General features: G+C 64.2%; 23 protein-coding genes. All 23 read right to left on the reverse strand.

The window, feature by feature from the left end; genetic code table 11:
• Positions 1-94: 94 nt before the first annotated feature.
• The 23 genes from urtE to nuoH all read right to left on the reverse strand — a co-directional run bounded on the left by urtE (position 95) and on the right by nuoH (position 23841).
• On the reverse strand, positions 95-787 hold the full coding sequence (gene urtE / locus C265_RS14770) for an urea ABC transporter ATP-binding subunit UrtE (protein WP_010809103.1): 693 nt from the start codon (positions 785-787) through the stop codon (positions 95-97).
• A gap of 2 nt (positions 788-789) precedes the next feature.
• Positions 790-1638, reverse strand: a complete 849-nt coding sequence (gene urtD / locus C265_RS14775; RefSeq protein ID WP_010809104.1) for an urea ABC transporter ATP-binding protein UrtD — start codon at positions 1636-1638, stop codon at positions 790-792.
• A complete protein-coding gene (urtC, locus tag C265_RS14780) occupies positions 1635-2840 on the reverse strand; it encodes an urea ABC transporter permease subunit UrtC (protein WP_037024370.1) in 1206 nt (401 codons plus the stop codon). Before urtC ends, urtD begins: the two co-directional genes overlap by 4 nt.
• The gene (urtB, locus tag C265_RS14785; protein ID WP_010809106.1) at positions 2840-4483 is read right to left on the reverse strand and encodes an urea ABC transporter permease subunit UrtB; all 1644 of its coding nucleotides are present in this window, start codon (positions 4481-4483) and stop codon (positions 2840-2842) included. Before urtB ends, urtC begins: the two co-directional genes overlap by 1 nt.
• Positions 4484-4634: 151 nt before the next feature.
• Entirely contained in the window at positions 4635-5891 is a 1257-nt protein-coding gene (urtA, locus tag C265_RS14790) for an urea ABC transporter substrate-binding protein (RefSeq protein ID WP_010809107.1), read from the reverse strand.
• A gap of 355 nt (positions 5892-6246) precedes the next feature.
• Positions 6247-6615, reverse strand: a complete 369-nt coding sequence (gene cyoD / locus C265_RS14795; protein WP_010809108.1) for a cytochrome o ubiquinol oxidase subunit IV — start codon at positions 6613-6615, stop codon at positions 6247-6249.
• On the reverse strand, positions 6615-7259 hold the full coding sequence (cyoC, locus tag C265_RS14800) for a cytochrome o ubiquinol oxidase subunit III (protein ID WP_010809109.1): 645 nt from the start codon (positions 7257-7259) through the stop codon (positions 6615-6617). The genes cyoD and cyoC overlap by 1 nt, the downstream gene beginning before the upstream one ends.
• Before the next feature lie 5 nt (positions 7260-7264).
• On the reverse strand, positions 7265-9238 hold the full coding sequence (cyoB, locus tag C265_RS14805; RefSeq protein ID WP_010809110.1) for a cytochrome o ubiquinol oxidase subunit I: 1974 nt from the start codon (positions 9236-9238) through the stop codon (positions 7265-7267).
• A gap of 8 nt (positions 9239-9246) precedes the next feature.
• Complete coding sequence (gene cyoA, locus C265_RS14810; protein WP_010809111.1) at positions 9247-10212, reverse strand: ubiquinol oxidase subunit II; 966 nt, start codon at positions 10210-10212, stop codon at positions 9247-9249.
• 602 nt (positions 10213-10814) lie between these two features.
• Entirely contained in the window at positions 10815-11291 is a 477-nt protein-coding gene (locus C265_RS14815; RefSeq protein WP_010809112.1) for a MaoC family dehydratase, read from the reverse strand.
• Positions 11292-11323: 32 nt separating this feature from the next.
• Entirely contained in the window at positions 11324-11767 is a 444-nt protein-coding gene (locus C265_RS14820; protein ID WP_010809113.1) for a MaoC family dehydratase, read from the reverse strand.
• A gap of 166 nt (positions 11768-11933) precedes the next feature.
• Entirely contained in the window at positions 11934-13052 is a 1119-nt protein-coding gene (locus C265_RS14825; protein ID WP_010809114.1) for an acyl-CoA dehydrogenase family protein, read from the reverse strand.
• Between the two features lie 13 nt (positions 13053-13065).
• Complete coding sequence (locus C265_RS14830; protein WP_010809115.1) at positions 13066-14268, reverse strand: acyl-CoA dehydrogenase family protein; 1203 nt, start codon at positions 14266-14268, stop codon at positions 13066-13068.
• A 95-nt stretch (positions 14269-14363) separates the two neighbouring features.
• On the reverse strand, positions 14364-14810 hold the full coding sequence (locus tag C265_RS14835) for a DUF1178 family protein (protein WP_010809116.1): 447 nt from the start codon (positions 14808-14810) through the stop codon (positions 14364-14366).
• A gap of 128 nt (positions 14811-14938) precedes the next feature.
• A complete protein-coding gene (locus tag C265_RS14840) occupies positions 14939-15574 on the reverse strand; it encodes an NUDIX domain-containing protein (RefSeq protein ID WP_010809117.1) in 636 nt (211 codons plus the stop codon).
• Between the two features lie 44 nt (positions 15575-15618).
• Positions 15619-15927 (reverse strand): DUF2818 family protein, encoded by a 309-nt coding sequence (locus C265_RS14845; protein ID WP_010809118.1) that lies wholly within the window; start codon positions 15925-15927, stop codon positions 15619-15621.
• Positions 15928-15940: 13 nt separating this feature from the next.
• Positions 15941-17416, reverse strand: coding sequence for an NADH-quinone oxidoreductase subunit NuoN (gene nuoN, locus C265_RS14850; RefSeq protein ID WP_010809119.1), 1476 nt, complete (start codon positions 17414-17416; stop codon positions 15941-15943).
• Between the two features lie 18 nt (positions 17417-17434).
• The gene (locus tag C265_RS14855) at positions 17435-18901 is read right to left on the reverse strand and encodes an NADH-quinone oxidoreductase subunit M (protein ID WP_010809120.1); all 1467 of its coding nucleotides are present in this window, start codon (positions 18899-18901) and stop codon (positions 17435-17437) included.
• A 27-nt stretch (positions 18902-18928) separates the two neighbouring features.
• Entirely contained in the window at positions 18929-21016 is a 2088-nt protein-coding gene (nuoL, locus tag C265_RS14860) for an NADH-quinone oxidoreductase subunit L (protein WP_010809121.1), read from the reverse strand.
• A 58-nt stretch (positions 21017-21074) separates the two neighbouring features.
• Positions 21075-21380 carry an NADH-quinone oxidoreductase subunit NuoK gene (nuoK, locus tag C265_RS14865; protein ID WP_010809122.1) on the reverse strand — a complete coding sequence of 102 codons (306 nt, stop codon included), beginning with the start codon at positions 21378-21380 and terminating at the stop codon, positions 21075-21077.
• Between the two features lie 17 nt (positions 21381-21397).
• Positions 21398-22042, reverse strand: a complete 645-nt coding sequence (locus C265_RS14870) for an NADH-quinone oxidoreductase subunit J (RefSeq protein ID WP_010809123.1) — start codon at positions 22040-22042, stop codon at positions 21398-21400.
• Positions 22043-22226: 184 nt separating this feature from the next.
• Positions 22227-22718 (reverse strand): NADH-quinone oxidoreductase subunit NuoI, encoded by a 492-nt coding sequence (gene nuoI / locus C265_RS14875; protein ID WP_010809124.1) that lies wholly within the window; start codon positions 22716-22718, stop codon positions 22227-22229.
• Between the two features lie 58 nt (positions 22719-22776).
• Positions 22777-23841 (reverse strand): NADH-quinone oxidoreductase subunit NuoH, encoded by a 1065-nt coding sequence (gene nuoH / locus C265_RS14880; RefSeq protein ID WP_010809125.1) that lies wholly within the window; start codon positions 23839-23841, stop codon positions 22777-22779.
• Between the last annotated feature and the right edge of the window lie 8 nt (positions 23842-23849).

Here is a 23849-nt window from a genome sequence, read left to right on the forward strand (position 1 = left end):
GCAATGGCGGGAGTTGCAAGCAATCATAGCGCGCTGCCTGGCTTCGCGTAAGCAGCGTATGACCCACAAATCCCGGCGCTGCCGCGCAGCCGCCCTACACGGCGATCAGCTCCCGCACGCCGTCCTGCTCCATGCTGGCGCCGGCACCCCGCGCCACCACTTCGCCGCGGCTCATCACGACATAGTGGTCGGCAATATGCCGCGCGAACTCGTAGTACTGCTCGACCAGCAGCACCGTCATGCCGAACTCGTCGACCAGCAGGCGCAGCGCCCGGCCGATGTCCTGGATGATGGAAGGCTGGATGCCCTCGGTGGGCTCGTCCAGGATCAGCAGGCCCGGCTCGCTCATCAGCGCGCGCCCGATCGCCAGTTGCTGCTGCTGGCCGCCGGACAGGTCGCCGCCGCGGCGCAGGCGCATGGTGCGCAGCACCGGGAACAACTGGTAGATCCGGTCCGGCACGCCGGACGGCCGCGCCCGGCTGGCTGCGCCGATCAGCAGGTTTTCTTCCACCGTCAGCCGCGGGAAGATCTCCCGGCCCTGCGGCACATAGGCCAGCCCGGCGGACACGCGCTCATACGGAGCCTTCTTCTCCAGCGCCTGCCCTTGCCATTGGATGCTGCCGCTGCGCGTGGGCACCACGCCCATCAGGCACTTGAGCAGCGTACTCTTGCCCACGCCGTTGCGGCCCAGCAGCGTGGTCAGCTTGCCGGCGGGCACGTCGAAGCTGACATTGCGCAGGATATGGCTGCCGCCATAGAACTGGTTCAGTGCATTGACCTGCAGCATGCTTATCTTCCCAGGTAGGATTCGATCACGCGCTCATCGCGCTTGACGCTGTCGAGCGTGCCTTCGGCCAGCACGCTGCCCTCGGCCAGCACCGTGACCTGGCCGGCATCGCCCGCGAGCGCGGCGACGAACTCCATGTCGTGCTCGACCACCATCATCGAGCAGCTGCCGCGCAGGCCGTTGAGCAGCGCCGCCAGCTGCATGGTCTCTTCATCGGTCATGCCGGCCACCGGCTCGTCCAGCAACAGCAGCTGCGGCTGCTGCATCAACAGCATGCCGATCTCCAGGCGCTGCTTCTGCCCGTGCGACAGCAGCCCGGCGGGCCGGTAGGCCTCTGCCTCCAGTCCGGTCAGCGCCAGCGTTTCCTCGATGCGGCGATGCCCCTCCGCCGTCAGCCGCGCGCGCAGCGACGACCACCAGCGCTTGTCGGCCTTCATCGCCAGTTCCAGGTTCTCCCACACCGCGTGCTGCTCGAACACCGTGGGCTTCTGGAACTTGCGGCCGATGCCGACCTGCGCGATGCGCGGCTCGGTCATCCGCATCAGGTCGATGGTCTGGCCCAGGAACACGCGCCCGCTGACATTGGCATTGCGCGGCCCGGTCTTGCCGGTGATGACATCCATCATCGTGGTCTTGCCGGCACCGTTGGGACCGATCACGCAGCGCAACTCGCCATGGTCGATCGACAAGGTCAGCTTGTTCAGCGCGCGGAAGCCGTCGAACTGCACCGTCAGGTCTTCCAGGTACAGGATCGGCCCGTGCGAGACATCGATGGTGCCGGGCTCGACGATGCGGCCCAGGCCGGTGGCATCGCCGCTTTCGGCCTGGCCGTGCTGGAGTGCGGCGTTCATGCTTCACCTCCCGTGCGGCCTGCCACGGCAGGCGCGGAAACAGGGTCTGCAGCGGCTGATGGTGCGGCCGCGCGCCGCTCGCGCAGCCGGTTCCACAGCCCGGTCACGCCATCGGGCAGGTACAAGGTCACCAGCACGAACATCGCGCCCAGCAGGAACAGCCAGTATTCGGCAAAGTGGGCTGTGAACAGGGTCTTGGCGCCATTGACCAGGAACGCGCCGATCACCGGTCCGATCAGCGTGCCGCGCCCGCCCACGGCGACCCACACCGCCATCTCGATCGAATTGCCGGGCGACATCTCGCCGGGGTTGATGATGCCCACCTGCGGCACGTACAGCGCCCCCGCGATGCCGCACAGCACCGCCGAAAAGGTCCACACGAAGAGCTTGTAGCCCAGCGGGTTGTAGCCGGAGAACATCACCCGCATCTCGGCATCGCGCACCGCGGTGACCACGCGCCCGAGCTTGGACGTGACGATGTAGCGGCAGGCGATGAAGCCCGCCAGCAGCGCCAGGAAGGTCAGCACGAACAGCGCCGTGCGCGTCTGCGGCGCCGCAATCGCAAAGCCGGCAATGCGCTTGAAGTCCGTGAAGCCGTTGTTGCCGCCGAAACCGGTCTCGTTGCGGAAGAACAGCAGCATCGCCGCATACGTCATCGCCTGCGTGATGATCGACAGGTACACGCCCTTGATGCGCGAGCGGAAGGCGAAGAAGCCGAACAGCCACGCCAGCACGCCTGGCACCAGCACCACCAGCAGCAGCGCATAGCCGAGGTGCTCGGTGCCGTGCCAGAACCACGGCAGCTCCTTCCAGTCGAGGAACACCATGAAGTCCGGCAGTTCGCTCTTGTACACGCCCTCGCGCCCGATCGATCGCATCAGGTACATGCCCATGGCATAGCCGCCCAGCGCGAAGAACAGCCCGTGGCCCAGGCTCAGGATGCCGCAGTAGCCCCACACCAGGTCCAGCGCGATCGCCGCCAGCGCAAAGCACATGATCTTGCCGACCAGCGTCAGCGCATAAGCCGACAGGTGCAGCGGATGCCCCTCCGGCAACACCAGCGCGCACACCGGCACGCCGATGCCGACGATCACCACCAGCGCCGCAAGCACCAGCCAGCCGCGCGGCGAGAACAGTGCCTGCCGCTCCGGCACCGCTAGCCGGAACGCGGTGGCGGAAGAACTCGATTGGACTCGCTGCATCATGCCTCCGCGCTGCGCCCCTTGAGCGCGAAAAGTCCCTGCGGCCGCTTCTGGATAAACAGCACGATCAGCACCAGGACAAAGATCTTGGCCAGCACCGCGCCGTAGAAGGGCTCGATGAACTTGTTGATGATGCCCAGCCCGAAGGCGCCGACGATGGTGCCGGCCAGCTGCCCGACGCCGCCCAGCACCACCACCATGAACGAATCGATGATGTAGGCCTGGCCCAGGTCGGGGCCGACATTGCCGATCTGCGACAGCGCGCAGCCGCCCAGCCCGGCAATGCCGGCGCCAAAGGCAAAGGCGTAGCTGTCGACCTTCCAGGTGCGCACGCCGACGCAGGCCGCCATGGTGCGGTTCTGCGTGGTGGCGCGCACGAACAGCCCCAGCCGCGTGCGGTTCAGCACCGCCCACGCCACCGCCACCACCGCCAGCGCGAACAGGATGATGACGATGCGGTTGTACGGGATCACCAGGCCCGGCATCCATTCGATGCCGCCGCTCATCCACGCCGGGTTGGCCACTTCCACGTTCTGCGCGCCGAACAGCGTGCGCACCGCCTGCATCAGCAGCAGGCTCACGCCGAAGGTGGCCAGCAGCGTTTCCAGCGGGCGGCCGTACAGGTGGCGCAGCACCAGCCGCTCGAGCACGAAGCCCAGCAGCGCGGCGGCCAGGAACGAGGCCGGCAGCGCCGCCGGCAGGTACCAGTCGAACGCACCCGGCGCGTAGGCGCGGAACAGCGACTGCACCACGTAGGTGGCATAGGCGCCGATCATCAGGAATTCACCGTGCGCCATGTTGATGACGCCGATCAGGCCATAAGTGATGGCCAGCCCGAGCGCGGCCAGCAGCAGCACGCTGCCCAGGCTCAGGCCGGCGAACAGGTTGCCGATCAGCTCGGCGCGGCGCTGGTCGCTGCGCAGCGTGTCCAGCGCCTGCTGCGCGGCCAGGCGCACGTCGGCATCGGGCTCGCGGTAGTTGCCGGCGCTGTCGCGCTCCACCAGCGGCGCCAGCTTCTGGCGGCTCTGCGGGTTGCTGTCGCTGCCGAGGATGCGGATGGCTTCAAGCCTCGCGTCATGCGCTGCGGGATCGGCCGGCTCGGCCAGCACCAGGTTGGCCCAGATCACGTCCAGGCTGGTGCGCAGTCCGGCATCGGCCTCGTTCTTGCGGGCGGCCTCGACCGCGGCGCGCGAGGCGCTCTCGGGCTGGTCGCGCAGCGTGGCGATGGCCTGCGCGCGCACCGCGATATCGGGCGACTGCAGCAGCAGGCTGCTGGCGGCGCTGTCGACCAGCGCGCGCAGGCTGTTGTTCAGGGTCAGGGATTCGAGCTCGTCGGCTTTCACCGCGACCGGTTTGCCGGTGACAGCATCGACGGTCTTGTCGCCATCCTGGCGCACCATGCCGATCGACGGCGCATATTGCAGCGCGTCGTCCTGCAAGGCCTTCAGGATCGGGCCGGCCTGTTCCGGCGGGGCCTTGGCCAGCGCGGTCAGCGCCGCGGTCTTGGCATCGAAATCGTCTTCGGCCAGCGGCTTCAGGTCGGCCTGCGTCAGCGCCGCGGCCCACGGCGCAGCCGCCAGCAGCAGCGCCGCCAGCAGGGCGCGCAGCCATGGCAGGATGGAAACGGATAAGGGATTGCGCATAGGTGCTGGCGAATTGCGGAATGAGTGTTTGGGGAGAAGGCAGGTGTCCATGACGAAGCGAGTGCCATCTGGCTGGCAAGCGCCAGCCCTCTCCCCCAGCCCCTCTCCCGCAAGCGGGAGAGGGGAGCCAACCGGCAGCGGGTGGCCCGGCTTACATCACCTTGTCCGGCTTGCCTTCGTTACCCGCGATGAACGGGCTCCACGGCTGCGCGCGCACCGCCTTCGGCGTCTTCCACACCACCGAGAACTGGCCGTCGCCCTTCACTTCGCCGATCATCACCGGCTTGTACAGGTGGTGGTTCTCGCCCATGGTCAGCGTGAAGCCGTCCGGTGCCTTGAAGGTCTGGCCGTACATGGCGGCGCGCACCTTGTTGGTATCGGTGGTGCCGGCCTTCTTCACGGCCTGCGCCCACATATGGATGCCCACGTAGGTGGCTTCCATCGGGTCGTTGGTCACACGCTTGTCGCCGCCGGGCAGGTTGTTGGCCTTGACCCATGCCGCCCACTGCTTGCGAAAGGCGTCGTTCTCGGGGTTCTTGACCGACATGAAGTAGTTCCATGCGGCCAGGTGGCCCACCAGTGGCTTGGTATCGATGCCGCGCAGTTCCTCCTCACCCACCGAGAACGCCACCACCGGCACGTCCTTGGCCTTCAGCCCGGCGTTGCCAAGTTCCTTGTAGAACGGCACGTTGGAGTCGCCGTTGATGGTGGAGATCACCGCGGTCTTGCCGCCCTGCGAGAACTTCTTGATATTGGCGACGATGGTCTGGTAGTCGCTGTGGCCAAACGGGGTGTAGACCTCTTCGATGTCCTTGTCGGCCACGCCCTTGCTCTTCAGGAACGCGCGCAGGATCTTGTTGGTGGTGCGCGGGTAGACGTAGTCCGTGCCCAGCAGGAAGAAGCGCTTGGCGCCGCCGCCTTCCTTGCTCATCAGGTATTCCACCGCCGGAATGGCCTGCTGGTTGGGCGCTGCACCGGTGTAGAAGACGTTCTTCGACATCTCTTCGCCTTCATACTGCACCGGGTAGAACAGCAGCGAGTTCAGCTCTTCGTAGACCGGCAGCACGGATTTGCGCGACACCGAGGTCCAGCAGCCGAAGGTCACCGCGACCTTGTCCTTGGTGATCAGCTGGCGCGCCTTTTCCGCGAACAGCGGCCAGTTCGAGGCGGGATCCACCACCACCGGCTCCAGCTTGCGCCCCAGCACGCCGCCGCTCTTGTTGATCTCGTCGATGGTCATCAGCGCCACGTCCTTCAGCGACGTCTCCGAAATGGCCATGGTGCCGGACAGCGAGTGCAGGATACCGACCTTGATCGGTTCCTTGGACTGCGCCATGGCCAGCGGGCTGGTACCGATCATTGCCGCGGCGGCTATCGCCGACAGCTTCAGCATGTCACGTCGTTGCATTTGCAGCTCCCGTTTATGGTGTTAGTCAGGGACTACGCTCCCCGGGTGATGCTTCTGCAACTAGCGTGCCATGGAGGCAGGCCGCCTGATACCCACCGCACCCCCGGCAGATGGCGTGCTGGCGCGGCGCGCAGGCGCTGCCGCCGCCCGCGATCGCGCATCCGCACCAGAGCAGTGCGGGCGGCGCACGCACCACTCCCGTGCATCTGCGCAATTCCGTGCGGGCGGCATGCGCAAGGCACCAGGCGATGCGCGTCCCCGCACCAAGGCCGGGCACCACGCCCCAAGGCAGGCGACGGGCAAAAAAAACGGGGCCCCTTGCAGGGCCCCGCTCTCGATGCCAGGACGTTGGTCCTTACATCACCATCATGTTGGCATTCAGGTTGTGCATGATCCACAGCGAACCCGCCACCACGATCACCAGGATCAGCGCCGTGAACAGCAGCGCGATCACGTTGCTGCGCTGCTCGGACGACGTGTCCAGGTGCAGGAAGTACTTCAGGTGGACCAGGATCTGGACCGCGGCCATGCCGAGGATGATCCAGAGGATGGTGCCCTTGTCCATGCTGCCGTCCATCACGAGCTTGAACGGGATCACGGTCAGGATCACGGCCAGGATGAAGCCGATTGCGTACGACTTGAAGCTGGCGTGGGTGTCATGACCCGCGTGCGAGTCGTGCGAGTCGTGGGCGCCGTGCGCCGCCGGTGCGTTGTGTTGTGCCATCACAGATGTCCCATCAGGTAGACCACGGTAAACACGCCGATCCAGACCACGTCCAGGAAGTGCCAGAACAGCGACAGGCACATCAGGCGCTTGCTCAGGGTCGGGGTGATGCCCTTCTTCGACAGTTGCCACATCAGCACGATCATCCACAGCATGCCGCTGGCGACGTGCAGGCCGTGGGTGCCGACCAGCGTGAAGAACGACGACAGGAAAGCGCTGCGGCCCGGGCCGGCGCCTTCGGCGATCAGGTGATGGAATTCGTTGATTTCCATCGCCATGAACGCCGCGCCCAGCAGGAACGTGACGCCGAGCCACACCTGCACGCGGCTCAGGCTGCGGTTCTGCAGCGAGATCATCGCCATGCCGTACGTGATCGAGGAGAACAGCAGGATGAAGGTCTCCACCAGCACGTAGTTGAGCTCGAACAGCTCCTTCGCCGACGGGCCGCCTGCCAGTTCGCCGCGCAGCACGGCGAAGGCCGCGAACAGTCCGGCGAAGATGATGCAGTCGCTCATCAGATAGATCCAGAAGCCATACACCGTATTGGCACTGGTATCGTGGTGCGCATGGTCATGGCCATGCGCGTCGGCTTTGGCCGGTGCGCCGGCCTGCGCGGGGATGCGGTCTAGGACTTGAGTCGACATGGTTCTCAGGCTTGCGAAGCAATGCGCTGCAGATGGCGCGTTTCGATCTGCTCGACCTCGGTGGCCGGCACGTAGTAGTCGATATGGTCGTCGTTGCTGCGGTGGATAAACGCCCACACCATGCCCACCAGGCCAACGATGGCCATCCACCAGATATGCCAGGTCAGGGCAAAGCCGAACACCAGGCTGAAGGCGCCGATGATGAAGCCCGCGCCCGTGTTCTTGGGCATGTGGATCTTCTCGTAGCCTTCGGTCGGCAGCGTCTCGCCACGGGCCTTCATGTCGGAGAACGCGTCCAGGTCACGCACCACCGGGGTGTGCGCGAAGTTGTAGAACGGCGGCGGCGACGAGGTGGCCCACTCCAGGGTACGGCCGCCCCACGGGTCGCCGGTCACGTCGGCCAGCTTCTTGCGGTCGCGGATCGACACCACGATCTGCAGCACCTGGAAGAAGATGCCCAGCGCCACGAACACCACGCCCACGACGGCCAGGTACAGCCACGGCGTCCAGGCCGGGTTGTCGGTGTGGTTCAGGCGGCGGGTCATGCCCATCAGGCCCAGCACGTACAGCGGCATGAAGGCGAAGTAGAAGCCGACCAGCCAGCACCAGAAGGCGCACTTGCCCAGGCGCTCGTTCAGCGTGAAGCCGAACGCCTTCGGCCACCAGTAGGTGATGCCGGCCAGGTAGCCGAACAGCACGCCGCCGATGATCACGTTGTGGAAGTGGGCGATCAGGAACAGGCTGTTGTGCAGCACGAAGTCAGCGGCCGGCACGGCCATCAGCACGCCGGTCATGCCGCCGATCACGAAGGTGATCATGAAGCCCAGCGTCCACAGCACCGGCGAGGTCATCTGGACCCGGCCGCGGTACATGGTGAACAGCCAGTTGAAGATCTTCACCCCGGTCGGGATGGAGATGATCATGGTGGTGATGCCGAAGAACGCGTTGACGTTGGCGCCCGAGCCCATCGTGAAGAAGTGGTGCAGCCACACGATGAACGACAGCACCATGATCGCGGCGGTCGCGTACACCATGCCCTTGTAGCCGAACAGCTTCTTGCCCGAGAACGTGGCGATCACTTCAGAGAAGATGCCGAACGCCGGCAGGATCAGGATGTACACCTCGGGGTGGCCCCAGATCCAGATCAGGTTCACGTACATCATGGCGTTGCCGCCACCGTCGTTCGTGAAGAAGTGGGTACCGACGTAGCGGTCCAGGCCCAGCAGCGCCAGGGTCACGGTCAGCACCGGGAAAGCGGCCACGATCAGCACGTTGGTGCACAGCGCGGTCCAGGTGAACACCGGCATGCGCATCAGCGTCATGCCCGGCGCGCGCATGCGCAGGATCGTCACCAGGAAGTTCACGCCGGTCAGCAAGGTGCCCAGGCCCGAGATCTGCAAGCTCCAGAGGTAGTAGTCCACCCCCACACCCGGGCTGAAGTCCAGTCCCGACAGCGGCGGGTAGGCCAGCCAGCCGGTCTTGGCGAATTCACCGACGCCCAGCGAGACATTGACCAGCATGGCGCCCGACACGAACAGCCAGAACGACAGCGTGTTCAGGAACGGGAACGCCACGTCGCGCGCGCCGATCTGCAGCGGCACGACCAGATTCATCAGGCCGGTCATCAGCGGCATGGCCACGAAGAAGATCATGATCACGCCGTGGGCGGTGAAGATCTGGTCGTAATGCTCGGGCGGCAGCACGCCGGTCGCGCCATTGGTGGCGAGCGCCAGCTGGGTGCGCATCATGACCGCGTCGGCGAAGCCGCGCAGCAGCATGATCAGGGCGACCAGGCAGTACATCACGCCGATCTTCTTGTGGTCGACCGAGGTGAACCACTCGTTCCAGAGGTAGCCCCACTTCTTGAAATAGGTGATCGCGCCTAGCAGCGCGGCACCGCCCAGGGCGACGCCGGCCAGAACGACCATGATGATCGGCTCATGAAACGGAATCGCCGACAAACTCAACTTGCCAAACATCATTGCTCCTAGGATTGCGCGCCCAGCGCCTTCACAGGCGTGGTCATCGACAGCTGCTCTTCACCGAGGGTGTTGCGCGACGTGCAGATCGGGCCGCCCTTGAACCCGTCGGCGGCGAGCGCCGTGCCGCTGTGGTCCATGTACTTGTGCAGGATGTTGTGGAAGAGCTTGTCTTCCACCTTGCCGTAGTACGTGACCGGCTCCTTCTCGCTGGGTTGTGCCAGCGTCTTGTAGCCTTCAACCCCCAGTTCGGTGGACGAGGCGCGAACCTTGGCGACCCACTGGTCGAACTCGTAGTTCGACATGGCGACCGCCTTGAACTTCATGCCCGAGAAGCCGCCGCCGCTGTAGTTGGCGGATACGCCGTCGTAAGAGCCGGCTTCGTTGGCGATCAGGTGGAGCTTGGTCTCCATCCCTGCCATGGCGTACACCTGGCTGCCCAGTTGCGGGATGAAGAACGAATTCATGATCGAATCCGAGGTGATCTTGAAGTTCACCGGGGTGTCGACCGGAAAGGCGATCTGGTTGACCGTGGCGATCTTCAGTTCCGGATAGATGAACAGCCACTTCCAGTTCAGCGCCACCACCTCGACGGTGACGGGCTTCTTGCTGGATTCAAGCGGCTTGTACGGGTCCAGGTCGTGCGAGGACTTCCAGGTGATGATGCCCAGCGCAATGATGATCAGGCAGGGGATCAGCCACACCACCACTTCGATCGCCGTGGAGTGCGACCAGTCCGGCTCATAGCGCGCCGAGGTATTGGACGCGCGGTACTTCCAGGCGAACACCAGCGTGAGCACGATCACCGGCAGCACCACCAGCAGCATGAGCCAGGTTGCAATCAGGATGATGTTCTTGATGTCGACGCCGACCTGCCCTTTCGGGTCGAGCAGCGTCATGTTGCAGCCGGCGAGCAGGAGCAGGCCAAGGCAAGGCAGGAACCGCGTCCAACGCGGCAGTATGGGTTTCTTCATGTCACGACTGGTTTGGTTACACCGCGCTTCGGGCAAAAGCGCGGCTAAACCGCCTGATGCTCGCGCAAGAGGCGTGGGGCTGAGGGAAAACCGGAAGGACGTGTCCTTAGCTGGCGTTGCGGTCGGGCGGCGGATCGAACGCCGGGGGACCATGCGGCCTTGCAACGCCATGAACACGGAAGGACAACTGACTGCGTGCGCTGCAGGCCCTGTAGGACCTTGCCGGCGCTGCGGCACCTGGCCGAAACCGCGAACGGTCCCGGCTCAGTACGGCGGCCGGGTAGCGTTGGAATACGAGGTTTTTGCACTTCCCGACGGACTTGCCTTCATGGCAAGCGCGGTTTTCGGCCGGGGAGCGCAACACGTAAAACATCGTGGGCGCGACTGTACCGCAACGCAACATTAGGGGTAAACCCAACGGCACAGAACACACTGTTCAGCAGAACGGACAATCGACGCGCAAATCCGCGAAGCAGCATTTGACCGGCATCAACGTCACAAATCGGTTCCTAAAAATGCAGAAAGCCGCGCATCAGGCGGCCTCCAGGGGTGCGACATGCCTGTGTGGCATATTGTCGCACCGCGTCAAAACTGCGTATCCGTCACCCGTAGCGGCGCGTGATCGACTCGGCGACACAGACCGGACGGTCGCTGCCTTCGCGCTCCACCGTGACTTCCCAGGTCGACTGTGCGCCAACCAGTTCGGGCGACTTCGGCAGCGGATCGAGACGCTCGACCTTCAGCAGCTTGATGCGCGCGCGCAGCTTGCTGCCCACCGGCACGGGTGCCGTGAAGCGCACGCGGTTCAGGCCGTAGTTGACGCCGATCTTCGACGGCATGTGCAGCGCGTTGTGCATGAACTTGGGCAGCAGCGACAGCGTCAGGAAGCCGTGCGCGATCGGGCCGCCATAGGGCGACTCCTTCTTCGCGCGCTCCACGTCGATGTGAATCCACTGGTGGTCGCCGGTGGCATCGGCAAACTGGTTGACCTGCTGCTGGGTCACCTCGATCCAGTCGCTGACCGCGACCTCCTGGCCCTGCAGGCCTTCCAGTTCTTCCAGCGATGCGATGGTACGCATGTTGATAGTCTCCTCGTGACGATAAAGTGTTCTTAAGCGGGGCGGCGGCCGTACATGCCCATGCCCTTGACGGTGCAGACCAGTTCGCCGCGCTGGTTGGTGGCTTCCCACTGGGTGTGGACCACGCCGCGGTCCGGCTTGGACTGCGACGGCCGGCTATCGAGCACATTCAGCACGACGGTGAGCGTGTCGCCGGCGTAGACGGGCTTGAGCCAGCGGATCTCGTCCACGCCAGGCGAGCCCATGCTGGCCGACTTGCCGGTGGTGCTCAGCACCAGCAGCCGCATCATGATCGAGCACGTCATCCAGCCGCTCGAGATCACGCCGCCATAGATGCTCCTGGCAGCGGCTTCCTTGTCGATATGGAACGGCTGCGGATCGTACTGGCGGGCAAAGGCCAGGATCTCTTCCTCGGTGACGAGGTACGAACCCAGTTCGCGGCGGCTGCCGACTTCAAAGTCCTCGAAATACAGCATCGGTTGTCTCTCTGTAGTGATTGGCGCCATGGCACTAAGTTTGCTCAGGCAATGATCGCATGGCCGCCGGGGGCCGGCGTCCGTATTTGCCGAACCCGCCCCTAACGGTCCCCAAAGAAAAAAACCGCGCCTGGACTACAGCGCGGTTTTGATTGGACTGGCAGGATCAGGCAGCTTCCTGGAACCCCGGCTGGGCGGCGAACCTGCCCAGGTGGTGATCCACGTCGCCGAAGGTGGTGTTGATCAGCGTCAGCCGCTTGAACATGTGCGCGGCCGGCAGTTCGTTGGTCACGCCCATGCCGCCGTGGATCTGCACTGCCTCCTGGCCAACCGTGCGCGCTGCCTGCCCCACGCGCGCCTTGGCGGCGGAGACATAGCGGCGGCGCTCTTCCGGCGTTACTTCTTCGAAGCGTGCCGCGGCCAGCAGCGTGATCGAGCGCGACTGCTCGGCGTGGATGAACATCTCCACCATGCGGTGCTGCAGAGCCTGGAAGCGCGCGATCGGCACGCCGAACTGCTGGCGCGTCTTGGCGTATTCCAGCGTGGCGGCATTGAGCGTATCCATCACGCCCACGGCCTCGGCGCACAGCAGCACGGCAGCGTAGTCGGCCACTTGCTCGATCACCGGGAAGGCCTTGCCGGCTTCGCCCAGCAGTTGCGCGGGGGCATCCTGGAAGGTGATGTCGGCCGCGCGCAGGTTGTCGATGGTGCGGTAGTCCTTGATGCTGACGCCGGCGCCCCTGGCATCCACCAGGAACAGCGAGATGCCGTCCTGGTCGGCTTCGGCACCGCTGCTGCGGGCCGACACGATCAGCTTGTCGGCCTGGCCGCCGTGCAGCACCACGGTCTTGCGGCCGTTGAGCTTGCCGTCGCGGGCGGTGACGCGCACGTTGTTCAGTTCATAGCGCGCCTGCGGCTCGTTGAAGGCCACGGCCAGCTTCAGTTCGCCGCCGGCGACCTGTTCCAGCAGTGCATCCTGGCCACCGGCCAGGCCCAGGGCGTAGGCGCCCACCACCGTGGCCAGGTACGGCTCCACGATCAGGCCTCGGCCCAGCTCCTGCTGCACCACCATCATGTCCAGGGCCTTGCCCGCGAAACCGCCCTGCGCTTCCGGCACCGGCAGCGCGGTCAGGCCAAGCTCGACCAGCGAGCCCCAGGCGGCGTCGCCATAGCCGGCGGCGCTTTCGTAGTTCTGCTTGCGGGACTCGAAGCCGTAGTCCTTGTCGATGAAACGGCGGACGGCGTCGGCCAGCTGCTTCTGTTCGTCGCTGAGATTGAAGTTCATGTTGCGTGTCTCCTCACAGCCCCAGAATCATCTGGCTGATGATGTTCTTCTGAATTTCGTTGGACCCGCCATAGATGGAGGTCTTGCGATAGTTGAAGTAGTACGCGGCCAGCGGCGCGGCGTCGTCGTAGCCGGTCACGGCGTGCTCGGTCTCGCACTCCAGGTAGGCGGTGTCGAACGGCTGCGCGTACGGGCCGACGGCCTCGACCATCAGCTCGGTCAGCAGCTGCTGGATCTCGGTGCCCTTGATCTTGAGCATCGAGGCCTCGGGGCCGGGGCCCTTGCCTGCCGCTTCGCTCGAGACCACGCGCAGCACGGTGATTTCCAGCGCCATCAGCTCGATTTCCAGCGCGGCCACCTTGGCGCCGAACACCGGGTCTTCCAGCAGCGGCTTGCCGTTCTTCTGCTGCTGGCGCGCCACGCGCTTGAGGAAGCCCAGCTCGCGCTTGGAGTTGCCCACGCGGGCGATCCCGGTGCGCTCGTGGCCCAGCAGGTACTTGGCGTAGGTCCAGCCCTTGTTCTCTTCGCCGACGCGGTTCTCGACCGGCACCTCGACGTTGTCAAAGAAGACTTCGTTCACCTCATGCTCTTCGTCGAGCATGATGATCGGGCGCACGGTGATGCCCGGGGTCTTCATGTCGATCAGCAGGAACGAGATGCCCTCCTGCTTCTTGGCTTCGGGGTCGGTGCGCACCAGGCAGAAGATCATGTCGGCGTGCTGGCCGAGCGTGGTCCAGGTCTTCTGGCCGTTGACGATGTAGTGCTTGCCGTCCGAAGTCAGCTCGGCACGGGTCTTCAGCGAGGCCAGGTCCGAGCCCGAGCCCGGCTCCGAATAGCCCTGGCACCACCAGTCGGTGCAGTCCAGGATGCGCGGCAGGTAGTACGACTTTTGCTCTTCGCTGCCGTACTTCATGATCACCGGCGCGACCATCGCCACGCCGAACGGCAGCACGCCGGGCGCGCCGACGCGAGCGTTCTCTTCATCCCAGATATGGCGCTGGGTGGCGTTCCAGCCGGTGCCGCCGTACTGGACGGGCCAGTGCGGTGCCGACCAGCCCTTGCCGGCCAGGGTCTTGTGCCAGCGCACCAGGTCGTCGCGGTTCGGACGGCGGTGGTTGAGAATCTTGCTGCGGATGTCCGCCGGCAAGTTGGCTTCGAGCCAGCTACGCACTTCCTCGCGGAAGGCGTTGTCGGACGCCGAGTAGTTGAGATCCATGCCCGTCTCCAGTGGTGCCGGCTTGGCGTGGGGCCGCCGGCGGTTTGTTCTGCCTGCACGTCAAGCGCCGACAGCAAACGGGCACAAGACGCAATTCAGTGAGCCGTCTGCTTCAGCGCATCCGGCACCACGAGCGGGAAAGTCTCGATGCCCTCTTCGGCCAGCGCCTGCACCTCCTCCGCCGAGGCCGAACCGCGAATGCCGCGTTCCGGCGCCTCGTCATAGTGCATGCGCCTTGCCTCTTCGGCAAAGCGATCGCCAACATCCTCGGTCTGTGCCAGCACCTGCTTCACTGCCTTCATATAGAGCGCTTGCAGTGTCACCGGTGCGGCAGCCGGCTGCGCCGGCCTGGCGCTGCCTTCGCGCGCGGTCGCGCCCGACAGGTTCAGGCGCGGCGCGCTGGGCAGCCGCGTCACGGCGTGGTCGCCACAGACCGGGCATTGGACGAGGTCACGCGAGATTTGCGACTGCGCATCTTCTTCCGAGGCAAACCAGCCCTCGAAACCATGGTCATGCGCGCAGCGCAGGTCGAGCACCTTCATGATCTTTCCAGCCCGTCAAAAGCTATATTATCCGCGAATCGAAATTTTGTGAACGGTCGTGCTAAATTTTTTAGAACGACCGTTCGGGAACAACCGCATGGCGCAGAATCCACGCGGCTCACTACTCACTATACGGCGTAATGCGGCAGCGGCTGTTCGCCCGGTTGCCAGGCACCCGAGATCACTTTTTCCAGCCAGAATGCGCCGATGATGGTCTTTACGTCGGTGATGCGGCCGCTGCGGACCCAATCGATCACCTGCCCCACCGGCGTGATGAAGGTCTCGATGAACTCGCCGTCGTCGAGCTGCGCCTCGCCATGCGTCAGGTCGCGCGCCAGGAAGATGTCGATGAACTCGGTGGAATACGAGATAACCGGGTGGATGCGCGTCAGGTAGTCCCAGCGCGCCGCGCTGTAGCCGGTCTCCTCCAGCAGTTCGCGTTCGCCGCAGCGCTGCGCGCCCTCTTCCGGATCAAGCTTGCCGGCGGGGAATTCCAGCATCACTTCGCCGATCGGATAGCGGAACTGGCGCTCCATCAGCACGGTGCCGTCGCTGAACAGCGGGATCATCATCACCGCGCCCGGATGGACCACGTACTCGCGCCCGGTCTGCTTGCCGTCCGGCAGCCTGACGATATCTTGCTTGAGGGTGAGGAACTTGCCGCGATGGACCGTGGCCGAGGCGACGCACACTTCCTTCAGTGCGTCGTCGTTCCCGGCGGGTTCAGCGGTAGGCGGGGTGCCGCGTTGGATCTTGTCGGTCATGGACGCTCCGGATCAGGCAGGGCCCGGCGCCGACAAGACCGGCTTCAGGCCGTGCGGTGTTTGACGAGGTATTGCCAGGTGAAGCCCGGGAAGGCAAACACCAGCATCATGCACGCGGTAATGGCATAAAACTGCCAGCCCTGCGGGAAGGCGTTGCCAAGGCTGGCCTCCACCGCAAAGCCGGCGGCGCCCGCCACCGCGAACCATACGATCAGTTCCAGCAGGCGCAGCCACAGCGGCTTGCGCGCCCGCCGCAGCGGGATCAGCACGAACAGGCGCTGGTTCACAAACGGCAGGTTCGCACTGATCAGTGCCAGCAGGATGACAAACCAGCCGCTTGCGGATGCGCTCATGGCGTGTGGCGGATCAGGAACCCAGGGTCGAGCGGATGGCCTGGTAGCACAGGTTCATCAGCGCGGCCGGGAAAATACCCAGCAGGATCACCGCGGCGCCGTTCACGCTCAGCATCGAGCGCAGGCCAAAGGTTGCTTCCAGCTCTTCTTCAGCAGCGGGCGCATCGAAGTACATCAGCTTGACGATACGCAGGTAATAGAACGCGCCGATCAGCGAGAACAGCACGGCCACCACGGCCAGCCAGGTCATGCCCGACTTGACCACCGCATCCAGCACGGCCAGCTTGGCATAGAAGCCCACGGTCGGCGGAATGCCGGCCAGCGAGAACATCATCACCAGCATCAGGAACGCGAACCACGGGTTGCGGCGCGACATGCCCCTCAGGTCTTCCAGGGTCTCGGCCTCGAAACCCTTGTTCGTGCGCAGCAGGATGATGCCGAAAGTTCCCAGCGTGGTCAGCAGGTAGGTCACCGAGTAGAACATCGCCGAGCTGTACGCATCGGCGGCGCCGTCAGCCTTGTTGGCGACCACGCCCGACAGCAGGCCCAGCAGCACGAAGCCCATGTGCGAGATGGTCGAGTACGCCAGCATCCGCTTCAGGTTGCTCTGCACGATGGCGGTCAGGTTGCCGATGGCCAGCGAGATGATCGACAGCACCACCAGCATCATCTGCCAGTCATTGGCCAGCGGCAGCAGGCCTTCCACCAGCACGCGGATAAACAGCGCAAAAGCAGCAACCTTCGGGCCGCCGGCGATCAGCAGCGTCACCGCGGTCGGCGAACCCTGGTAGATGTCCGGGATCCACATGTGGAACGGCGCGGCACCCAGCTTGAACGACAGGCCGGCGACGATAAAGACCACGCCAAAGGCCAGCATGGTGGTGTTGACGCGGCCCGACTCGACCACGCGGAACACTTCGCCCAGGTTCAGCGAACCGGTGGCGCCATACATCATCGAGATGCCGTACAGCAGGAAGCCCGAAGCCAGCGCGCCCAGCACGAAGTACTTCATCGCCGATTCCGAAGTCACGCGCGATTCGCGGCGCAGTGCCACCAGTGCGTACGACGACAGCGACAGCAGCTCCAGGCCCAGGTACAGGGTCAGGAAGTTGTTGCCGGTGATCATCACGATCTGGCCGCCCAGCGTGAACAGCGCGAGCTGGTAGAACTCGCCGGCAAACATGTCGCGATCCGCCAGATAGCGGCGCGTGTAGACCAGCGTCACGAACAGGCCGGCAGAGCAGAACGCGGACAGCACGTTTGCCATCGGATCGATCACGACCAGGTTGGCGAACGCGTAGTGCGTCTCGCCGGCGGCGGCATTCAGGCCGAACCAGACGGTCAGCGCCAGCGTGGCCAGCAGCGACAGCGGATATGCCACGCTTTGCTTGCCCTTGCCACGTGCAAGGTCGATCCAGTTGACCGCGCCGATGGCGATCGCCAGGAAAATAATCGGCGCCACGGGGCCGAGTGTCGAGGACGTTTGCATGTTGATTTCTCTCCCCGATTACAGCTTGGACTGTGCCGCGTGGGACAGCAGGTTCACCACGGACGCGTGCATCACGTCGGTAAAGGGCTTCGGGTGCAGGCCCATGTACAGCGTCATGATGGCCAGCAGGCCGAGCATGACGAACTCACGCTTGTTCAGGTCGACCAGCTCGCGCACGTGCTGGTGGACGATGTCGCCGAAGATCACGCGCTTGACCATCCACAGCGAGTAGGCGGCGCCGAAGATCAGGGCGGTGGCGGCCAGCAGGCCGATCCAGAAGTCGAACTTGACCGCGCCCAGGATCACCATGAATTCGCCGACGAAGCCCGAGGTGGCCGGCAGGCCGCAGTTGGCCATCGCGAAGAACACTGCCAGCGCGGCGAACTTGGGCATGGTGTTGACCACGCCGCCGTAGTCGGCGATCTGGCGCGAGTGCACGCGGTCGTACAGCACGCCGATGCAAAGGAACATCGCGCCGGAGATAAAGCCGTGCGAGATCATCTGCACGATGCCGCCTTCCACGCCGATGTCGCTGAAGATGAAGAAGCCCAGCGTGACGAAGCCCATGTGGGCGATCGACGAGTACGCCACCAGCTTCTTCATGTCGGCCTGCACCAGGGCCACCAGGCCGATGTAGATCACCGCGATCAGCGAGATGGTGATGATGAACGGGGCCAGGTAGTGGCTGGCGTCAGGCGCGATCGGCAGCGAGAACCGCAGGAAACCGTAGGCGCCCAGCTTCAGCATGATGGCGGCCAGCACCACCGAACCGCCGGTCGGCGCTTCCACGTGGGCGTCCGGCAGCCAGGTGTGTACCGGCCACATCGGCACCTTGACCGCGAAGGCGACGAAGAAGGCGATGAACAGCGCGATCTGCTCGTTCATCGACAGCTTGGCCTGGTGCCATTGCAGGATGTCGAAGGTACCGGTCTTGTTGTACAGGTACAGCAGCGCGATCAGCGTCAGCAGCGAGCCCGCCAGCGTGTACAGGAAGAACTTGAACGCGGCATAGACGCGGTTCGGGCCGCCCCAGACACCGATGATGATGTACATCGGGATCAGCGTGGCTTCGAAGAACACGTAGAACAGCATGCCGTCCAGCGTGCAGAACACGCCGACCATCAGGCCCGACAGGATCAGGAACGAGGCCATGTATTCGGCCACACGCTCGGTGATCACTTCCCAGGCCGAGATCACCACGATCACCGTGATGAAGGCGGTCAGCACCACGAACCACATCGAGATGCCGTCAACACCCAGCAGGTAGTTGATATTGAAGCGTTCGATCCAGCTCGCCTTTTCGACGAACTGCATGGCCGCGCTGGCGCGGTCGAAGCCGAAGACCAGCGGCAGCGTGACGACAAAGCTGGCGATCGAGCCGAACAGCGACATCCACCGGACAAAGCCAGGGCTGCGGTCCGAGCCGAAGGCCAGGATCAGCAGGCCGAAAAAGACAGGCAGCCAGATTGAGAAAGACAGAACCATTTCTATGTTTTCCTTACTTGGTGCCTATCACTTGGTGCCGATCACGCCCGTGACCGTCAGCGTCAGCAGCACCAGCATGCCGACGATCATCGCGAACGCGTAGTGGTAGATATAGCCCGACTGCAGGTAGCGGCTTGCCGAAGCAAACGAAGCCACCAGGCGCGCCGCGCCGTTGACGAACAGGCCGTCGATCACGCTCTGGTCGCCGCCCTTCCACAGGCCGGTACCGAGCAGGCGTGCGCCGCGGGCGAACACGGCCTGGTTGATGGCGTCCATGTAGTACTTGTTGTCCAGCAGCTTGTAGAGACCCGAGAAGCGGTTCGCGATGGCTTCAGGGATATCCGGGCGCTTCATATAGAAGAACCAGGACAGCACCACACCGGCGACGGCCAGCCACAGCACGGGCGTGGTCAGCGAGTGGATCGCCATTGCCACCCAGCCGTGGAACGCTTCCTTGAGCTCGGCCATGGCGTGGTGGTTCTCGCCGACGAAGATCACATCCTTGAACGCGATGCCGTTCTTGAAGAAGTTGCCGAACAGCATCGGCTCGATCGCGATCGCACCGACGATCACCGACGGGATCGCCAGCAGCACCAGCGGCAGCGTCACCACCCACGGCGACTCGTGCGGCTTCTCGCCGGCGGCCAGGCCATGGTGGTGGTCGTGCGAGACCTCTTCGTCCTCATGGTCGCCTTCATGATGCTGGTGGGCATGGTTCTGGCCCCAGCGCTCCTTGCCATGGAAGACCAGGAAGTACATGCGGAACGAGTAGAACGCGGTGACGAACACGCCCGCCAGCACGGCGAAGTAGGCAAAGCCCGAACCGGCGATATGCGACTCGGCCACGGCCTCGATGATCGAGTCCTTGGAGTAGAAGCCCGCGAAGAACGGCGTGCCGATCAGCGCCAGCGAACCCACCAGCGAGGTGATCCAGGTGAGCGGCATGTACTTGCGCAGGCCGCCCATGTTGCGGATGTCCTGGTCGTGGTGCATGCCGATGATGACCGAGCCCGCGCCCAGGAACAGCAGTGCCTTGAAGAACGCGTGCGTCATCAGGTGGAACACGGCCACCGAGTATGCCGAAGCGCCCAGCGCCACGGTCATGTAGCCCAGCTGCGACAGGGTCGAGTAAGCGACCACGCGCTTGATGTCATTCTGGATGATGCCCAGGAAGCCCATGAACAGCGCCGTGATGGCACCGATCACCAGCACGAAGGACAGCGCCGTATCCGACAGCTCGAACAGCGGCGACATGCGTGCCACCATGAAGATGCCGGCGGTCACCATCGTTGCCGCGTGGATCAGCGCCGAGATCGGGGTCGGGCCTTCCATCGAGTCAGGCAGCCAGACGTGCAGCGGGAACTGCGCCGACTTGCCCATCGCGCCGATGAACAGGCAGATGCAGGCCACGGTGATCATGAGCCAGTCGGTGCCCGGGAAGATCACGGTCGCCAGCTGGTCGCGCGCGGCGAATACTTCGGTGTAGTTCATGCTGCCGGCATAGGCCAGCAGCAGGCCGATGCCCAGGATAAAGCCGAAGTCGCCGACGCGGTTGACCAGGAACGCCTTCAGGTTGGCGAAGATCGCCGTCGGGCGGGTGTACCAGAAGCCGATCAGCAGGTACGACACCAGGCCCACCGCTTCCCAGCCGAAGAACAGCTGCAGGAAGTTGTTGCTCATCACCAGCATCAGCATCGAGAAGGTGAACAGCGAGATGTAGGCGAAGAAGCGGTTGTAGCCGGGGTCCCCGTCCATGTAGCCGACGGTGTAGATGTGCACCATCAGCGAGACAAAGGTAACCACCACCATCATCATCGCGGTCAGCGAGTCGACCAGGAAGCCGACCTCCATCTTCAGGCTGCCGATGGCCATCCACTCATAGACGGTGCCGTTGTAGCCGGCGCCGTTCATGACGTCGAGCAGCACCATCACCGACAGCACGCAGGCAATGGCCACGCCCAGAATCGTCGAGGTGTGGGCCACCATCCGGCCGCCGCGCGACTCCGAGGAAAACAGGTCAAAGAACTTGGTACCGAACAGGCCGGCGATCGCGGAGCCGACTAGCGGCGCCAGCGGGATCGCAAGCAGCAGGTTGGGGTTGAGCGTGGTTGCCATAGGACGCTTAGTGGTGTGCGGTCGGTGAGTCTTGGGTATCTGCGTAGTGCGCCACGGATCAGCCCTTGAGGGTGTCCATGTCGTCCACGTTGATCGTATCCAGGTTGCGGAACAGCACAACCAGGATGGCGAGACCGATTGCCGACTCGGCGGCGGCCACCGTGAGGATGAAGAAAACGAAAACCTGACCAGCCAGGTCGCCCAGGTAATGCGAGAAGGCGACGAAGTTGATGTTCACCGCAAGCAGCATCAGTTCGATCGCCATCAGCAGCACGATCACGTTCTTGCGGTTCAGGAAGATGCCGACGATGCTGATCGCAAACAGGATCGCACCGAGCACGAGGAAATGAGCGAGAGAGAGCACAGCGATTTCTCCGGGCTTTAGTTCTTATTGGCGGCAGCCGCGGCTTCCGTCTGCTGGGTCTGGCCTTCGGACTGCATCGGCACCAGGCGCACGCGCTCGTCGCGGCGGGTGCGCAGCTGCGCCGACACGTCCTGGGCCTTGACGTCCTTGCGGCGGCGCAGGGTCAGCGCCACGGCGGCGATGATCGCCACCAGCAGGATGATGCCGGCCACTTCGAAGGCGTAGATATAGTCGGTGTAGATCAGCTTGCCGAGCGCGGCGGTGTTCGAGTAGCCCGGGTCCTGCGAACCGTTGGTGGCCACCGGCGTGGTGGTGCCGATAAAGTTGCGCACCAGCACGATCGCCATCTCGGCGATGATCAGCGCGCCCACCACCGAGGCCATCGGCACGTAGGTCCAGAAGTCCCGCCGCAGGTGCTCGATGTCGATGTCGATCATCATCACCACGAACAGGAACAGCACCATCACCGCGCCGACATAGACCAGCACCAGCAGGATGGCGAGGAATTCCGCCTTGAGCAGCATCCAGATCGCCGCCGCCGTGAAGAACGACAGCACGAGGAACAGTGCGGAATGCACCGGGTTCTTCGCAGTGATGACTTTCAGTGCGGAGAGCACCAGCACCAGCGCAAAGACGTAGAAGATGGTGGTCGTGAGTTCCATGGTCCCTATCGGATCCTCTCTGGGCCGTCCGGCACAAGCCACCCCCTCGGGTGGCCCGCTCCTGCGGCATCCTTGCATTGGCCCCTTGCATTGCAGGGACCGCATTCAATTCGGTGGCGGCGGCTGCCAGGTCTGCTGCTTGCGGCAGCCGCGAACCGGTCGTTACTTCTGTCGCTGCTTCGGCTTAGCGATACTTTGCGTCGGCAGCCTTCGCTGCGGCGATCTGCGGCTCGTAGCGGTCGCCCACTGCCAGCAGCATGTCCTTGGTGAAGTACAGGTCGCCGCGCTTCTCGCCGTGGTACTCCAGGATCTGCGTTTCCACGATGGCGTCGACCGGGCAGGCCTCTTCGCAGAAACCGCAGAAGATGCACTTGGTCAGGTCGATGTCATAGCGGGTCGTGCGGCGCGTGCCGTCGGCGCGCGCGTCGGACTCGATCGTGATGGCCAGCGCCGGGCACACCGCCTCGCACAGCTTGCAGGCGATGCAGCGCTCTTCCCCGTTGGGGTAGCGGCGCAGCGCGTGCAGGCCACGGAAGCGCGGCGAGATCGGCGTTTTCTCTTCCGGGAACTGGACGGTAATCTTGCGCGCGAAGAGATAGCGGCCGGTCAGGGCCATGCCCTTGAAGAGTTCCTTCAGGAGCAGGCTGTTGAAGAAGTCCTTGATGGCGAGCAGCATGATGCTTCCTAGTATTTCCACACGGCGCGCGCCCCGGCGCGCACCGTCGTTTGGCCGTTCAGTGCCAGATGTTCCAGGGCGACTTGATCCAGATCGCCACGATGATCAGCCACGCCACCGTCAGGGGGATGAACACCTTCCAGCCCAGGCGCATGATCTGGTCATAGCGGTAGCGCGGGAACGAGGCACGGATCCAGATGAAGACGGACAGCAGCAGGAATACCTTGATCACCAGCCAGAAGAAGCCCGGGATCGCGTTGGTCAGCACGCTGTCGATCGGGGGCGCCCAGCCGCCCAGGAACATCAGCGCGGTCATCGTCGAGATGATGATCATGTTGATGTACTCGGCCAGGAAGAACAGCGCGAAGCCCATGCCCGAATACTCGATCATGTGGCCGGCCACGATTTCCGACTCGCCTTCCACCACGTCGAACGGGTGGCGGTTGGTTTCGGCCACGCCCGAGATGAAGTAGACGCCGAACATCGGCAGCAGCGGCAGCCAGTTCCACGACAGGATGTTGATGCCCATGTCGGCAAAGTAGCCGGTGTTCTGGCCGTTGACGATGGCCGACAGGTTCAGGCTGCCGGCAACCATCAGCACCGTCACCAGCGCAAAGCCCATGGCGATTTCATACGACACCATCTGGGCCGCGGCACGCATGGCGCCGATGAAGGCGTACTTGGAGTTCGAGGCCCAGCCTGCCAGGATCACGCCGTACACGCCCACCGAGCTGATCGCCATCACGTACAGCAGGCCGGCGTTCACATCCGCCAGCACCACTTCAGCCTGGAACGGAATCACGGCCCAGACCGCCACGGCGGGCATCAGCACCATCAGCGGGGCAATCAGGTACATGCCCCGGCTGACCTGCGTGGGCATCATGACTTCCTTGAGCAGCAGCTTCAGCACGTCGGCAATCGGCTGCAGCAGGCCCAGCGGACCCACGCGGTTCGGGCCGATACGGACGTGCATCCAGCCGATCAGCTTGCGCTCCCACAGGATCAGGTAAGCCACGCACAGCAGCAGCGGCACCACGATGATCACGGCGCGAATCAGGATCCACAGCGGCGTCCAGTAGGCTCCCAGCAGGCCCTGTCCTTGCGAGGTAATCCAGTCAATCATGTCTTGTT

Source organism: Cupriavidus sp. GA3-3 (genome assembly GCF_000389805.1).
GTDB classification, from domain to species: domain Bacteria; phylum Pseudomonadota; class Gammaproteobacteria; order Burkholderiales; family Burkholderiaceae; genus Cupriavidus; species Cupriavidus necator_D.